Source organism: Mesorhizobium sp. WSM4830, from assembly GCF_055811495.1.
On record NZ_JBVVQI010000030.1, the window covers coordinates 1 to 15,825 of the forward strand.

The 15,825-nt window shown below is 56.8% G+C and carries 10 protein-coding genes and 2 pseudogenes; 3 read left to right on the top strand and 9 right to left on the bottom strand.

Annotated elements, in window-relative coordinates; genetic code table 11:
• Positions 1-297: transposase domain-containing protein (locus tag AC0L2Y_RS28030; protein WP_473560949.1), on the top strand; the 297-nt coding region annotated here is incomplete at its 5' end.
• Between the two features lie 70 nt (positions 298-367).
• On the opposite strand, the gene AC0L2Y_RS28035 is transcribed toward AC0L2Y_RS28030, so the two are convergent.
• From AC0L2Y_RS28035 to AC0L2Y_RS28045, 3 genes are all read right to left on the bottom strand, one after another.
• The gene (locus AC0L2Y_RS28035) at positions 368-976 is read right to left on the bottom strand and encodes a 4'-phosphopantetheinyl transferase family protein (RefSeq protein ID WP_473560951.1); all 609 of its coding nucleotides are present in this window, start codon (positions 974-976) and stop codon (positions 368-370) included.
• Positions 977-1,267: 291 nt separating this feature from the next.
• Positions 1,268-2,620: an MATE family efflux transporter gene (locus AC0L2Y_RS28040; RefSeq protein WP_473560953.1), complete on the bottom strand. Its 1,353-nt coding sequence runs from the start codon at positions 2,618-2,620 to the stop codon at positions 1,268-1,270.
• A 63-nt stretch (positions 2,621-2,683) separates the two neighbouring features.
• Entirely contained in the window at positions 2,684-9,145 is a 6,462-nt protein-coding gene (locus AC0L2Y_RS28045) for an amino acid adenylation domain-containing protein (protein WP_473560955.1), read from the bottom strand.
• Positions 9,146-9,654: 509 nt separating this feature from the next.
• Here AC0L2Y_RS28045 and AC0L2Y_RS28050 point away from each other — a divergent pair.
• Positions 9,655-10,340: pseudogene (locus AC0L2Y_RS28050) on the top strand (IS6 family transposase); the annotation flags it as partial.
• A 660-nt stretch (positions 10,341-11,000) separates the two neighbouring features.
• On the opposite strand, the gene AC0L2Y_RS28055 reads toward AC0L2Y_RS28050, so the two are convergent.
• The 6 genes and pseudogenes from AC0L2Y_RS28055 to AC0L2Y_RS28080 all read right to left on the bottom strand — a co-directional run bounded on the left by AC0L2Y_RS28055 (position 11,001) and on the right by AC0L2Y_RS28080 (position 15,364).
• Entirely contained in the window at positions 11,001-11,333 is a 333-nt protein-coding gene (locus tag AC0L2Y_RS28055) for a hypothetical protein (RefSeq protein WP_473560957.1), read from the bottom strand.
• Complete coding sequence (locus tag AC0L2Y_RS28060) at positions 11,303-11,518, bottom strand: molybdopterin-binding protein (protein ID WP_473560959.1); 216 nt, start codon at positions 11,516-11,518, stop codon at positions 11,303-11,305. Before AC0L2Y_RS28060 ends, AC0L2Y_RS28055 begins: the two co-directional genes overlap by 31 nt.
• On the bottom strand, positions 11,490-12,314 hold the full coding sequence (locus tag AC0L2Y_RS28065) for a molybdopterin molybdotransferase MoeA (protein ID WP_473560961.1): 825 nt from the start codon (positions 12,312-12,314) through the stop codon (positions 11,490-11,492). The genes AC0L2Y_RS28060 and AC0L2Y_RS28065 overlap by 29 nt, the downstream gene beginning before the upstream one ends.
• Positions 12,315-12,327: 13 nt before the next feature.
• Entirely contained in the window at positions 12,328-12,759 is a 432-nt protein-coding gene (locus AC0L2Y_RS28070) for a c-type cytochrome (protein ID WP_473560962.1), read from the bottom strand.
• Positions 12,756-13,025 (bottom strand): annotated as a pseudogene (locus tag AC0L2Y_RS28075) (Rieske (2Fe-2S) protein); the annotation flags it as partial. The gene AC0L2Y_RS28070 and the pseudogene AC0L2Y_RS28075, both read right to left, overlap by 4 nt.
• A gap of 1,412 nt (positions 13,026-14,437) precedes the next feature.
• Positions 14,438-15,364 carry an ATP-binding protein gene (locus AC0L2Y_RS28080; RefSeq protein WP_473560964.1) on the bottom strand — a complete coding sequence of 309 codons (927 nt, stop codon included), beginning with the start codon at positions 15,362-15,364 and terminating at the stop codon, positions 14,438-14,440.
• Positions 15,365-15,461: 97 nt separating this feature from the next.
• Here AC0L2Y_RS28080 and AC0L2Y_RS28085 point away from each other — a divergent pair, with 97 nt between their 5' ends.
• Positions 15,462-15,812 (top strand): hypothetical protein, encoded by a 351-nt coding sequence (locus tag AC0L2Y_RS28085; protein ID WP_473560965.1) that lies wholly within the window; start codon positions 15,462-15,464, stop codon positions 15,810-15,812.
• Positions 15,813-15,825: the final 13 nt, after the last annotated feature.

Consider the following 15,825-nt stretch of genomic DNA (forward strand, 5'->3'; position numbering starts at 1 on the left):
GTATCATCAACGACGATAATCAGAAATCGCTGTTTCCCGCCATTTGAAGAGGGGGTGCATAATGAATCAGTCTTCGCGCTGAACCGCAAGAATGCGCTCTTCGCCGGCTCCGACGGCGGCGCCGAGCACTGGGCAACGATCGCTTCGCTGATCGAGACATGCAAGCTCAACGGCGTCGAGCCTCACACCTACCTCGCTGACGTGATCGCCCGGATAGTCGCCGGCCATCCACAAAGCCAGATCGACGATCTGCTGCCTTGGGCCTACAGCCCTATGCCGCTCAAGGCCGTGGCCTGAGAACAGCGGTTACCCTAATTCCTAATTCCACTTGATTTTCCGGAACTCGACGAGCTCTGCTGCGGCCGAGTCAAGCGCGGCCGAAGATGATGCCCCATTTTGATCGGGGCCCCGTAACGAAGACTGCAGTGAGTATCAGTCCATTGGCGATGATGAACCGGCCGCGAAGCTCCCACGCATGATCTTCGGCCGGCAGGAATGTGTGGGGGAGGCGAGCATGAAATGTGCCATCGTCGGGGATGATGGTGACCACGGCGTCCTCGAAGCCTAGCCATTCACGTGTGAGCGGGAACCATGCCTTAAAGATGCTTTCCTTAGCACTGAAGAGCAACCGGTCCCAATTGAGGCGCCCGGATGCGTTGGCCAGCCAATACCGTTCCTCGTCAACCGAAATGAGCTCCAATACGCCGGAGGGCAACTCCTCGTCGACTTCTGCATCGATTCCAAGCGCAGCGTAGTCCCCATGCTGAGCGACGGCGGCGGCACAGAATCCAGCACAATGTGTTATGCTGCCAACCACACCAGGTGGCCAAAGCGGCTCACGGTGAGGTCCACTTGGGATCGCGCAGGGAGGAAAGCCGAGCTTGGACAATGCCGCTCTGGCACAGGCACGCCCGATCGAGAATTCACGCCTTCTGCTCTCGACTGCAGTGGCGATTGCACTCTCTTCTTCGGCCATCACCAGGGCACTGCTGAGATTTCTTGCTCGACAGGTTTGCACAGCAACGTTTGGGGGGAGCAGCGTATCCAAATGTCCTCGCTCTCTCGACCGCGATCCGCTGCTGGGCGGCTCATGCAGGTCGCGCTGCGGCCAACACCCGTCCTTTGTCCTCGCCGTGCCGGATTGACCATTCGTGCGCCCGGTCAAGCATGCACGGATGGGTCCTGTATTGGATCTGGCTCTTCAACCACGATCTGCGGGCAGAACCGAAATGATCGCCCTTCACGTCAGCAGCGTCGACCCGATTCCCTAGCTCAGCGAGGGCATTCCTTTAAGAACGCCGATCTGCCCGCGAATTACAAACAGAGCAATCAGCCCCGCCACCAACTCAGCAACTGCCTGGCTGGCCAACAGTCCGTTAAAGCCCCAAATGACTGGAAACAGTAGTATGGCGGGTATGAAAAGGTAGCCTTGCCTGGCAAGGGAAACGACGGCACTGAGGCGTACTCTCCCCAATGACTGAAGCAGGGTGATCGCAACATACTGAACACCAAAGAGGCCAAAGAAAAGATGGAAAACAATACAGGCAGAGACGGCGAGATCGATTACATCCTCGTTATCGCTGAAAAGCGAAACCATTGGCCGAGCAAAAATCAGGACCACGGCGGAAAAGCTGACTGAAAATGCGACGGTTATGAAAAGCATGAACTTCGCGGCCTTCTCTACCCGGGCGAAATCCTGTGCTCCCCAACCGAAACCGAGAACCGCCTGAGAGCCTATGCAGAAGCCGATAATTGGGAGTGCCCCGATCGTTGACAATCGCACGGCTATACCCACAGCGGCAACGGAAGCGTCGCCGAATGGTGCAGCAGCACGGTAGAAGAGCATGAATGCAACGGCAGACAAAATACTGGTGATAGTTGACGGCGTTCCAATGGCAGCGATCTGTTTGATGCGGCCCACCCTGAAGGTAATGTAAGAAGTTCCGATACGAACAATCCCACACTTCTTCAGGAAATATACGATGTAGACGCTGATAGCGGCGATCTGAGACAACAGCGTCGCAAGCGCCGCTCCTCGAACGCCCAGATCTAGCAAGAAAATGAAGATAGGATCGAGCACGGTATTCAGCACGAAAGCCGTAATCATGGTCCACATGCTGAATCGTGTATTGCCCTCGGCCCTTACGATGAACCCATTGACAATGTTCAGCAGCATGAGAGTGTAGCCGAACAAGAGCGTCGATGCGTACTCAAGCGCGGCCGGCATGATTGTCGGACTGGCGCCAAGCATAGCGAGAATCTTGCGCAAAGACAGAAGCAGACCGACAGCAAGACCCACTCCGATCGGAACCGCGAGAGCGAGCGCCAAGCTCGCGCCGCGACTCGCCTCAAGCGAGTTGCCAGCGCCAAGATTGCTAGACACGAATGATGCTGTGCCAACGCCGAGCCCCTGTCCGACTGCCAAGAGGAGGACAACGATGGGGAAAGTCATGCTGACGGCGGCGATAGCCTGTGCCCCAAGCGTGCCAACAAAGATCGCATTCACGAACTGCTGAAGCGCATTGATCGATAAGCCAATAATCGAAGGAATGGCGAGTCGCATGATGAGGCGGGAAAGTTTTTCGTCCGACAGATTAATGTGTTGTTCCGGTGCTGCCATGCTTCCGATTGCCCCCTCTTCCTCAACCCCCTACCCCGGACTTATCGTCGGTTGACAGGTCGGCTACACATCTTCAGATGTATTGATTATCTGGAGCAGTTCCTGGCGCAAGATTGTGCAGAGGTTGCGGGTCGTTCCATAGCCAACTTGTCTTGGATCGTATCTCACTTCGATTTGTAGCTCACCAGCTTCGTATCCGACACGAAACCAGAAGAGGTAGTTCATGGCGGACTGCTCCATATCTTCGCCGATCCAAAGTGAGTGCGGATCTCTGGCTAGCAGACGCCGTGGATAATGGCGTTGCAGTCGTGCTCGATAGTTCAGTCCGATCCTAGGAAACGGCAAATGATCGATCCGCTTCCGCACTGCCGGATCCCGATTCAAGAACTTCATCGCCCGAAAACCGATCCCCCGGCGCGGCAGCGCGTTGCGCTGCCGATATATCGAACGAGCGCGATCCGGACGAGACTCCTTCCCCGTCAGATATAAGGGAAGCGGAACCAGTTCGCCGACATAGCCGATGATCTGAGACGGATCGATGTCGTCGAATAACTCACCTCTGGTCGATGTGAGGCTGTCGATCCAGAGCGAGTAATTCCCGAAAGCGCGGCCAAACGCCCCTGACACAGCCGCAAGGAATATATCAAAATCCTCGCATTGCGCAGACGTCGCCGAGACATTGAGAAGTCTGGCCGTCGCCTTCTCGCCGATCGTTACGCAATATTTGGCCTGATCTTCCCAAAGTTGGCTGCAATATTCTTCATTTACCAATCCCTCCAAGCGGGCATAATGGAGCCTTCTTGCAGTTTCATTTAAAAATTCCGCTGTACCCGAGCCAGCATCGCTCACATGCATATCGAACAGATCATATCGAACCCCCTCCCAATATTCGAGTTCGGTTGGCGCTTCGCTATCTGCGTAATGGCCCAATCGCTCCAGCCACCGAGAGAGAGGCGTCGTCTCTGGATCTGCAATGGTCCCGCCTGCGGCTAGCGTATTGTAGGCTGTTTCCAGTGCATTTAGGAACAGTCGGTACCCAGTACCGTCAGCTACAAAGTGATGCATCAGAACAAGCAGATAGTAGTCGCCGCTCTCTGATATCCGGAAGGCTGAAAGCCTGACGAGGGGTGTCTGACCGTCAAACCGAAACCCGGTTTGACGCTCTGCGCAGGAGCCTTCGATGACCGTCAGCTGTTCTGCCGTGGTCATGCCGACCAGGTCTATTTCTTCCACGAGGAGATTGGGTACCGATCCGATTGCCTGAGATAGGCCGCTCTCGGTTTGCACTATTCGAAGTCTCAGTCCTTCGTGCCGACCAATGACATGAGCCAGGGCGCCTTCAAGGATTGATAGATTCAAGAGACCCGCAGGCAGGAGGAAGAGGTCGCCAATGTTGTAGTGCTCGCCTAATCCGACAAGGCTGTTCCAAGATGAGACGGCAGGAGTCACTAGCAACGGTCCATCGGTGGCCTCAAAGGCAGAGATCGTCGTGGCTGATGCGATTTCCTTGGCCAATTCCCGAATGGTGGGTATTCTGTACAGTTGGCCAACGGTCAAGCTCAGTCCGGCTTTACGCGCTAATGTAACGCAACGCACGCTCAGAAGAGAGTTTCCGCCGATATCAAAGAAACTGTCATCGATCCCGATGGATTTGGCGCTCAACAGTTCTTGCCAGATCTCGGCAAGAAGTCGCTCCCGCTCCGTGCGCGGCTCAGCGGATTGGGCACTCCGAAGCTCGCGGGATCGGACAGAAGAGAGGCGACGACGATCTATCTTCCCGCTCGCCGTCAGTGGCAGACGGTCCACCATGCGAAAATCGGATGGAATCATGTAAGGTGGCAATTCCTGCCGTAGGTGATTCACAATGTCTCCTAAGGTAAGGCCATCGTCAGTTGGGACCACTATGGCCACCAGTCGGCGATTATCATCCACTCCCCGAACGACTGCGGTGGCCCTGGTAATTCCAGGATGCGCTTCAAGGGCGGTTTCGATTTCCTCCAGCTCAATTCGGAAACCCCGGAGCTTGATTTGGTTGTCTGATCGACCGCAAATCTCCAGAAGACCTTTGGCTGAGACGCGGGCGATATCGCCACTGCGATAAAGAAGGCCGTATTGGCAGTCATCGTATGGATTGGGCACGAAACTTTGCTTCGTTCGCTCTCGGTCCCGCCAGTACCCCGTGCTTACGCAGCGTCCCGCGACGCAGAGTTCGCCTGCTACCCCAACGGGAACCCGCTCCAACTGTGCATTGAGCACATAGATCTTCACATTGTCGATTGGGCGCCCGACCGGCACAGCTTTAGAGCCATCGTCGGCCTCCGATGTTGCGTAGACTGCCGCATTAGACGCGCATTCCGTGGCGCCATAAAAATTCCATAGCGGCACATCTGGAAAGCACTCTCGCCAACGAGAAGGAAGCGATGGCGGCATCGGTTCAGCACTGCTTGTGACTAGGCGCAAGCTGGTCGTTTCCGCATGTCGTTTTTGAGAGGTAATCAGACCGGACAGAATGGGCGGGGAAGCGAACAACCGAGTCACGCGATGCCTTGTCAAGGCACTCAACAAGAGGTCGGGGTCGAGCAACTGGTCATCGGTCAGGATCAGCGTCGGGACTCCCTTCAGGAGTCCTCCAAAATACTCCCATGCTGCGGCAACAAGTGCCATCGACTTCTGAACAACGATCACGTCGGCGCCATCAAACGGAAAGCATCGCCACATCCAATTCAGTCGATTGAGTATTGCGGGCTCAGGTATGAGAACGCCTTTCGCCTTACCCGTTGAGGATGAGGTGTAGATCAAGCTCGCTGCACCGTTATCAGGCCGCTCGACCTCGCAGTGCAACGCCCGAGCAGGGTAGTATCTCTCCTGCAGGAAGGACAAGCTAACGGACGGCACACCAAAATCGATCTCTTCGTCCGCGCTGGCGTGAATTAGGAGCTTAGCCCCGCTATCTCTTACAACATGGCTGATCCGTTCCTTCGGGTCATCTGGCGATATAGGCACGACGGTCGCCTGCATTGCCCGGATAGCCAAAGTTGTAGTGGCCACTTCAGGTGACCGGTCGATCAGCATGACGACCATGTCGCCCGGCCCTACCTCGCAGGTACGCAGAGCGGACTGGATCGCCGCCATGCGTTCGCGCAGTTGGCCGAACGTGACTTCTCCGAACTCGCCGAAATACGCCACCTGGTCGTTCTTTGCGCTGACCTGATCGAAGGCTTCCACGAGCGAAGGTTCGTTCTCATATACCTGCTCAGGGCCCCTGAGCGCGTCCAGCATGGCGACCTCCGAGGGGCACAGGCAGGTCAGGGCGATAATCGGCTCAGCCGGCCTCTCGACACAGGCAGCAATAAGATGGCGAAGATTGGCCGCCATGCGAGCGATCAGGTCACGTGAAAAAATGTCTTCCGCATATGCCAGTTGCAGCGCAATGTCATCGCCCTGGTCTTGCGCATACAGGGTAAGGTCGAACTTCACATAGCCTGTGTCATATTCACGAAACGTCAGATCCAAATCGCGTTCGGCCGGTGGCTCCTCCTGGGGTTCGGAGTACATGTTGAACATGACTTGGAAGATCGGTGATCGACCGGCTTCACGGTACAATCGGGCGTCCCTCACCATCCAACTGAATGGATACGCCGAGTTCGCGATGGCATCGCTGACAAGGGCTTGCACATGAGTTACGTGAGCCGCAAAGGACTTATTGACATCGATCGTGGTTCGGATTGGTAGCATATTGAGGAAAAAACCAACGATCTCCTCCGTGCCTGTTTGGTCGCGCACGACGTGCGGTATACCGACGATGACATCGTCCTGGCTGCTATACATCCGCAACAGGAGCTTAAAGCATGCCAACAGGATCGTGGATGTGGTGCACCTGTGCCGACGTGCAAAACCCCTCACTTGATCGGACAGTTCTTCACCAAGGGGAACCGCATGCGAGGCCCCACGGTAGGAATTCCCTTTCGGCCGGGGTCGATCACTCGCTAGCAAAAGCGCGGGCGGATTGTCGCCAATCTGCCCACGCCAGTAGCGCCGCTGCGCAACCAGCAAGTCCGGTGTAACGTGTACACTTTCCCAGAGCGCATAGGCCGAGAGTGACACACGATGCTCTGGAGAGAACGGGGCAGCATTGGTGTATCTCGTTCGCAAGTCTCTGAGCAACACGGAGATCGACCAGGCATCTATGATAATTTCGTGTGCGGTTATCAGTATTAGATGGTCAGCCGCGGCAAGGCGGATCATGCGCGCACGAAACAAATGGCCCTGACTGAGATCAAAGGCGTCGTTGAGCTCGGTCCGCCGCATCTCCGCCACAAGCTCCTCAGCCTCCTGTTGCGTAAGGTGAGTGGTGTCAACCAACTCTAAATTGGCGTAATGCGGATCATCAAAAATCTGGACCGGCCCATCTTCGTCGCTGAAACGTGCCGAAAGCGCGTCGTGGGCCCTGACGACATTGATCCAAGCTTCATTGAAAGCAGTCAGATCGATTGCTCCTCGTATACGCAGCCCACCTTGAATGACGTAGTTTTTCGCATCCGGATCGAGCTGCCAGAGGAACCACAGGTGTTCCTGCACCCGTGTCAGCGATGATCGTCCGTGCTTCCGGCCCGCTGGAAGCACGTTCTGTGTCGTCTCGGATTGGCTTGATAGCGATGCCGCCAGCGACCTGACGGTCCCATTTAGCACCAGCCTGAAATCCACCTTCGCCCTGAGCTGCCTCTGCAGCTGGGCTAATATAAGCATCGCCCGGAGCGAGTCCCCGCCAAGGTCCATGAATTGGTCGTTCACGCCGATATCTTTGATGCGAAGAACGCTGGACCAGATACCTCGCAGCTTGCCTTCGAGCTCCGTCTTTGGTTCCTCGAACGAATTCAGCAGCTGAGGGCGTATGGTCGTCGGATCCGGCAAAGCTGCAAAGTCTACTTTCCCGTTTCTGGTAATTGGAATGCCATCGACATGAATGATTCGCTCCGGGACCATGTAGGCAGGAAGCGTTTCGGCAACAAAGCTTCGGAGTCCACTTTCCAAGACGTCGGGAGGAGCCGATACATAGGCCACTATTCGTCTTGGCCTGATCCCTCCGTCGGCCTTGGTTATGTCTCTTGCTGTGAGCTTCACGCCTTCATTGACGGGTGCTACGGCGACGGCGCCACTTACCGAAGGATGGGTGCAGAGCCGAGACTCAATCTCTCCAAGCTCGACCCGGTGCCCCCGGATCTTGACTTGACGGTCTCGCCTGCCAAGACATTCCAGCAGGCCGTCAGCTCTGAAGCGTCCGCGATCGCCTGTCTTGTAGAGGCGCCGATGGGATGGATGGTTGGAGAACGGGTTTGGAAAAAAAGCATCTTTGGTACGCGCGCTATCATTGATGTAGCCAGCAGCGACACCGACTCCGCTGACACAGATCTCGCCGACTTCACCCGTCCTGCACAGCCGCCATCCATCGGCGACATAGACTTCAAGATTGGAGATCGGCCGACCGATCGGTACATAGGCGTCAGCTGCACTAGGCGGGACAGAAACCACATGGTGGGTAACCCCATCCGCACATTCTGTCGGGCCATAGTGATTGAGAATTGAGACTTGGGGATACAGTGCCAGCCAGGTGCGCGCCAGGGCAGGCGTCAGTGGCTCGCCGACCGTGGAGATCATGCGTAAGGCACTGAGAGGGCGCTCGTCTGCCGCGAGTGTCTGCAGATACTCAACAAATATGGCAAGCACCGATGGGACGAATTGGACAATTGTGACGCCTTGTCCCTGCAGCGCCTTAAGAAGAGCGATCGGAGATCTAAGCGTGGCATCGTCTATGATCGCGACGCGGCTTCCAACGCATAGCCCTGCCAAGAGCTGCCACAGCGAGATGTCAAAGCAATGCGATGCAGTTTGAGCGATGCAGTCCTTCTCGGTCAGCTCGAGCGCATCGATCTTGGCTATCAAATGGTTGTTTAGTCCGGTACGCTCGACCATCACACCCTTGGGCCACCCCGTCGAACCGGACGTAAACAAGATGTAAGCGAGACCGCACTCAGCCGAAGAGGGCATCGCAGAAGAGGGCATCGCAGAAGAGGCACGGTCCCCAAATAAGGCGGTCTGCACCGTCATGAATTCTCGAGTGCCGTGGCTGTTTTCTTGAAGTAGACCAAGGGCTTCCGGTCGCTCTTGCCCGATAATCAGAGTGCATCCACTCTGCTCGACCATGAATGAAGTGCGTGAGGCCGGTAAAGATGGGTCGAGCGGCAAATATGTTGAGCCGCCCTTCAGAATTGCGATTACTGTAGCGGCCCAATTGGGATTTCGTTCACCACAATAGCTCACGATCGTTCCCACCGCGCAGCGCTCTCGTAGAGTGCTCGCGATTCTAGCCGACATGACTCGCAGCTCACCATATGTGAGTTCCGCCGCGCCATGCGTAATCGCGATTCTGTCCGGAAACGATGCCCCGATTTCATCGATAGCCGCGATTACATCGGTGAGCCGACGTCCGTCCAGCTTGTGCTTCTCACGTGAATTTTCGTTAAACATGCGCCTCCAGCTCTGCGCCGCTAGCTCCGCGGCACTCGAAACCTACAATTTTTGGGGTCTCCCTCACTCCAGAGCCGATTCCAGGCTTGAAGTTTGTGAGGGGCTCGCCACGCCGGGGGCTCAATCTGCAAGACCATGTTGCTCCAAAGCTATTGCCAAAGGTTGCGCGACTTTATGCGCAAGCTTGTTTCCCTCTTAGAGACGAGGCGCCAGGTTCAAGGGAAGTTTCTGCGTGCAGTCAGCCCTCACTCAATGTCGCTGCATCTCATTCAGCAAAGGCCGTGCCAGCACGCTCCGCGCGCGGGAAGCGCATGATTACGCGTTGAAAACCTCCACAGTGCCCAAGATGTGTTTTGAACCTGACATGTTTTCTGACGATGTCAGGTTTTGGACACGCATCACGCGCTTCGCGCTGCCAGAATAGCATGGCCAGCTACGACGGATGTGTTGCAAAGTTTTTGGTAACGAGGCGCATGGCAATGGGCTCCGGTGTTCCCCGGAGAGTTGAGATGTTCAAAGGCCGCCATTTCGACCAATCTGTGATCTTGCTTTGCATTCGCTGGTATCTGGCCTACGGACTGAGCCTACGCGATCTTCGAGAAATGATGGCGGAGCGTGGCATTAGTGTCGATCATTCAACGATCCATCGCTGGGTCGTTCATTTCGCGCCGCTGCTGATGGAACGCTTCAACCGGCGCAAGCGCGCCGTGACCGGCAAATGGCATGCGGACGAGACCTACATCAAGGTGCGCAGGCGATGGATGTACCTGTATCGCGCCATCGACAGCGTCGGCGACACCGTCGAGTTCTGGTTCAGTGAATACCGGGATTTGCCGGCCGCCAAGCGTTTCCTCACAAAAGCGTTGGCACGCCATGGCCGTCCCGATCGCATCGTCATCGACGGCAGTCAGACCAACCGGGAAGCCATCGTTTCCTGCGATGCCACAAGTCGATTGCAGGATTGCTCCCAGCGCCGGTCGAAGCCGATCCGCATCCGCCAAAGCCAATACCTCAATAACCGCATCGAGCAGGACCATCGGCGCATCAAGCGCCGGGTGCGGCCGATGCTCGGTTTCAAATCGACGCACGCCGCCGCGGTCACCCTGTCCGGCATCGAGATGGTCCATATGATGCGCAAACGACAGGCACGGTACGCCTTCAATCTCTCGCCGAGCAGTTCGAAATCCTCGCTGCCGCATGTTGCCACCACTCTGGCAAATTCTCTGACCAGACAAAACTTTGCAACGGAACCACTTTCACCTATAGAAGACGCGGTCCGCAATCTGCGTTGCATTGCCAGATGATGCGGACTGGCTCGCAAGAAACTGTGGGCCCCCCATTCGTCCGCATCAAGATGCTCAAGTCGGGTTTGGACAAGCGCATTAAGGCCGATGCCATGTTCGTGGCACGGCCGGATCCAAACTGCGCGCCTCGCTTTCGGCAGAGGCAGACGCGTTGAGGAAGATCGGCAATATGCACCGCATTCGCCATTCCAAGACATGGCAAGGCCCCCGTGACCAGTTGCCGCGTTTGGCAAGGCGAGGCGGGTTTCCTCGCCGCCGCCCTCTGTTTCGTTCAAGATCTCAGCCCGCGGGAGGCCCAGATGATCGATCGTCCCAACCTTGACCCAGCCCTATACCCGAGTGACTTGGAAAGCTTGAAGTCGGTTTTCGACCAGCTTTGCCAAGAGAGCAATGTCCAACCAGGGTCACCAGAAGCCGAGAACGTTGCCTCTGACCTGGTTCGACTTTTCCAGGACGGACTTAGCGACGAGACCTGCCTGCTTATCGCAACTCGGGCGCGGCATCAGGATTTGCGGTGGCAGGCTGACCTCTCCCCGCAGACTCGCCCAATGCTAGGTCCCAAACGGCTCGTAGCGTAGCGGCATGCTGTCTTTGATTTCGGCGGCCTCAGGCGGCAGGAGTGCGATGCCGTCGGCCAACGCAATGGCCATCAAATTGGGCGAGGATCCACGTTCAAGCATCTCCAGCACAGGTTCACCCCTTTCGGTGCGGCCGGATATGCGAACGGGCACAAACTCGGTTTGACCTTGCCGCTTTTCGCAGTTGAAGCCAGCCACCGCCGGGAACCATTGCGGCTGGGTCTCGGCGAGGCCTGCCAGCCTTCGCAAGGCAGGCCGGACAATCTGCCGGAACGCTATGAGCGACGCGTTGGGATTGCCCGGCAACCCTGCAAGACTGTTTTCCTGATCCTTCCGACCTTCAGCGGCTTGCCCGGCCGCATCGCGACGTTGAGGATGTCAAGGTCGGCTCCATGAGCCTGAACAGCCGCCACCGTATGGTCTTCCTCGCCTGCCGAGACCCCGCCTCTGGTAACCAGGGCATCACAGGACGTGACGGCGCGGAGCGACAACGTCTTTGAGGAGCCCCAGGCTGTCGGGGACCATGCCGAAGTCGACGATATCCGCCCAAGGATACCCCGCCAGCAACGAGCTCAGCATGATCTGATTGGAATTGTAAATCTGACCGTGCTCAAGGGGTTCACCCGGTTCTTTCAATTCGGTTCCTGTCGAGAGCAGTCCTATCCGGATTTTTCGAAGCACCTGGACGTCGACGATCCCCGCCGCTGCCAACAAGGTTAGATCCCTGGCGGAGAGGCCCTTGCCCCGCCTTATCAGTTCCGAGTCAGCGCTGACGTCCTCGCCAGCAAAACGGATGTGATGGCCACGACGGGGCCGCTCATATACCGTGACGGTGTCGCCAATTCGCTCGCAGCCCTCTTGCATGACCACGGCGTCGAAGGTCCACGGAACGGGTGCTCCCGTGAATATCCTGAGTGCAGTTCGGGGGTCGAGGTTCTCAAGAACGCGTACATCGCCGGCGACCACCCGTTCAGCGACACAAAAAATCCAAGGCCCTTCCCCATCGAAATCCGCCGTTCGAACGGCAAATCCGTCCATGGCCGAATTATCGAACGGAGGCAGCGAAATAGGCGAGCATATATCGGCCGCGCAAACCCTCCCCAATGCACCGACGAGCGAGACCGTTTCCCTATGTCGAACAGGTTTGGCGAGCGCGATGGCTTTGGCTACCGCCGTCTCGAACGGGATAGCTTCGCCACTCTGCCCGGCAGAACAGTCGGCTTTCAAACCAGGTTTCGCGGCGTGAAATTCGATCGCTCTCTCCTTTGCGTTGTTCTCGAAAGGCAACGGCCAAAGGTTTCTAACCTGACACGCTCTTGAGATAGGCGATGACGTTTTTGACGTCCTCGGGATTCTGGAGACCAGGGAACCCCATTTTGTTCGCCGGCACTTTCGCCTTGGGATTTGTCAGATATTCCATCAGGTTCGGCTCATCCCATACGAGGCCCGCAGAGCCCACATCCTTCATGGCTTTCGAATAAGAATAGCCAAGGACGGTCCCCGCTGTCCGGCCCACGACGCCTTTCAAGGTTGGCCCGACTTTGTTCGCTTCGGTATCAGCGCTGTGGCAGGCGGCACACTTTTTGAAGACTGTCTTTCCGGCCTCGATATCCTGGGTCCGCGCGACCGGAGGCAGTAACGCCAAAACCACTGTGGCACCGACGAACAGATATTTCACGCAAGAATTCCCCGATTGGAGATACGGCAGGCGGTCGATATGTTTATAAGTCATGATCCAATCCTCTCTTGAAGTACGTTGCTCAGCCGGCCGTAAAGGAGCTCGTCGACCCCCTCGGCGTAGAGTTCAGACGTGCAGCGCGCGTATTGGGGAATATTGGCCGTCGACTGTCCCCAGATCTGCTGCCCTCCGGCATCAGCGTCAAAATGTGAGTATTGGCCGGAATAATTGAAGGAGTGGTCGTCGCCGTTGTAGTTCAATGGGAATCCCTTGTGCGGGCACGTGGTCGAGAATCCGACAATGTCGCCGTCCGGTCCCGCACCGTCTGGTAACTGACGTCGAGGGTTCGTTCGGCTTCAGCCTGTTGTATTCGATGAGTGCCAGCCCCGTGCAGACTTTGTCTGAGTCTGCGCAGGCAGTGCCACAGCTATGGCCATTCCTGCATCGGCAAACGTTCCTCCCCTTAGAGATTGACGGCGGCCGATGTCAGGCAGCTTTTTGCAGCAATTCATGCGTTCCCATCCATTAGGTGAAATGTTCTCGCAAATAGCTCTGCAACGCTTGTGCCAACCGGAAAAGCCGGCGCTTTCTTGAAGTCTCACCAACGACAGATAATTCTGGACGGCATACCACTGTGCCGTTCAGAATTATCTGGCGTGTCCGGAATTAAGCCGATCTTCCGAAGTCGTTTCCGCGCTCGTGCAAAAGCTTGAGCGCATCGCTGCCGCACGACATGACACGAAGCGTGGTCTCGATTCGGGAAAGACAATGCTGCCAACGCCGTTGGTAACGGCAGCGCAGCTATGGAGGAGGTGCCAAAGCGCGCGAAGGGAGGTGTTCTCACCGTGGATAACAATCGCTTCGTATGCGTCGGCTCCCTCAACCTTGTGTTCGGCGCCGATCCTCCCGCGTCGGTTGAATGACGCGCACCTCCAGCGAGTGCCCTCGCCAGTTGCCGCGCAGGCAGGCCTTCCAAATTGCCTGTCGAGAGATTCCTGCCAACTTGGCGAGCAGGTTGAGTGGCACGTACTCTTTCCTCGACATCGTGCGCTATTCCCTAGCGGCAGAACAGAACCACCGAGTAACAGCTGGAGTTATATCTGTCGTGACAATCGCACCTGGCATCGCCACGCAGCCTGCAAGGCGCGCCTGAAGGCGCACGGCTGGACCTTGGTCGAAAGGGCTGCTTCGGTTTACCAATCCTGTCGTCTTGGGTTGACCAATCCGTTGTCGACTGTGAGCGGGTTTACCAATAAGGGCGGCTATATTCTACGCAAATCCAATAACTTAATGCCAATCCAGAATTAACTGTCATTGAGGCCATTGGTAAACTCGATCTTTGGATCGGAAACTCCTACCTTCAGCCAGAAAACACTCCTGTTTTCAATCGCATAGGCCACCCACAAGCGACCCATAATTCCGGACTGGTAAACCCCGTGAAAGGCCAAATAATTCCGGACGTCACACCGTCCTGCCCTTTTATGCGACTTTCGGAGCACAAAAGGCGAACAGCATCATACTGGTTTTGCTCATGTCTTTCGCATTCGCCGGCCGCAATAGCCTCGTCTCGAAACCACTTGGCTGAGTGGCCGTCCGAGCTGGGCGCGTGCTGTTTGTTTTCGGAAAGGCTTTCGCAGAAGCGACCGGCATCCATGGCCTGTCGCGGAAGCACTCGATGACGACCTGCGCACCCGTCTTGTATTCGTTGGTGGACGGACGAGGGACGCGCGGCCTAGTTGAGCTCGTGGATCTTCACCCCAGGAATGACAGCGTTGGCGATTTCGCACAGATGCTGATGATGCGTGAGATAGATTACCTGGCCGATACTCGCCATCTCGCCAAACAGGCGGAAAACCTCCTCCGACCGGAGGTGGTCAAAGGTTTCCATGATGTCGTCGGCGATGAACGGCACAGAGGGCCTGAGCCTGGCAAACTCGTGATAGCCGGCTAGCCTTAGAGTCAGGTACAGCTGGAAACGAGCACCCTTGGACAGCGCGTCAGCAATCTTGGACTGGCCGTCCTGCTGGATCGCGATAAGAACTTCGCCGTTCTTTGCCGGCTGGGTCGTCAGGCCGGTGTATTGGCCACGCGTGATCAAAGCGAAAGCGTCGGACGCCTGTGTCATCATTCCGGAACGGTGGCGTTCGCGATAGGCCGTAAGCGCTCTCGCTGCAGACATAACGCCGAGCTTCAGTTCGATAAAACGAACAGCCTTTTCCTCGATCACCAGAAGGACTGTTCGGCGTTGAGCGTCTAGTCGGGCAACTGCGCTGTCGCCGCCGACGGCATCGAGTTTGTCGGACACCCGGGTGCGAGCGACAAGTTGCTGTTGCAACGCCTCCTCGAGATCAGCGAGACGGCGCTCGCCTTGCGCCTTTTCGACTTCAAGCGCGCCAAGATCGGCGCCTTCGAGAAGTGATCGCGCCTCAGTGGCACTGTCCACGCCCAACTCGGCTGTCAGTTGGTCCTCAAGCTCATCCAGACTGCTCCGCAGACGATCGCGCTCCCGCAACAACTCGTCGCGCTCGACGACTTCCGGCAGGCTTTCGACTCCAAAAGCACCCAACACTTCCTGCTTTACCGCCTCATGTGACGCAATCTCGGCGCGCAAAGAGTCACGGGCATCCTCCAGCTTTTGCAGATCCGCGAGCAGGTTCATCCTGGCGTCGCGGGCACGCTCAGATTGCTCCAGGCGCTCGGCAAGCCCAACGCTGAACTGTTCGGGGCGTGTCGATGTCGATCCGGCGGAGTCTTTCTTGCTACTTGAGCTCGACCATTTGGAACCCTCAGGCGCCTACGACGACGACTATAGCCGACGCATTGCGGAGCGCCGTCAGGAGGAAGTCGTTGACTTAGGCGGGGCCAACTACGTCAGTCGAGACGGCCGCGATGATGGCGTCTACTACGATGGAGACGGGAACGAGCGCGAACTCCCGGACGACTATCGCGGCGTCATGCGTTTCCTGGATGGCCAGATCATGTTGGTTACGAAGGGCAGCATCTGGAACAGCTTGTCCTCGACTTACGACGGCGTGCACGAAAGGCTGTCAACAGGACAGATTCGCCAGCTGATCAAGAATCTAATCACTCGACGCGATGCCGCATAGCGCCGTTTGAAGG

Bases quoted from the DNA above. Each gene is read 5' to 3' on its own strand.
- AC0L2Y_RS28080 (WP_473560964.1), bottom strand. From the start codon at position 15,364: ATGAACCTGCTCGCGGATCTGCAAAAGCTGGAGGATGCCCGTGACTCT.
- AC0L2Y_RS28070 (WP_473560962.1), bottom strand. From the start codon at position 12,759: ATGACTTATAAACATATCGACCGCCTGCCGTATCTCCAATCGGGGAAT.
- AC0L2Y_RS28040 (WP_473560953.1), bottom strand. From the start codon at position 2,620: ATGGCAGCACCGGAACAACACATTAATCTGTCGGACGAAAAACTTTCC.
- AC0L2Y_RS28035 (WP_473560951.1), bottom strand. From the start codon at position 976: ATGGCCGAAGAAGAGAGTGCAATCGCCACTGCAGTCGAGAGCAGAAGG.
- AC0L2Y_RS28045 (WP_473560955.1), bottom strand. From the start codon at position 9,145: ATGTTTAACGAAAATTCACGTGAGAAGCACAAGCTGGACGGACGTCGG.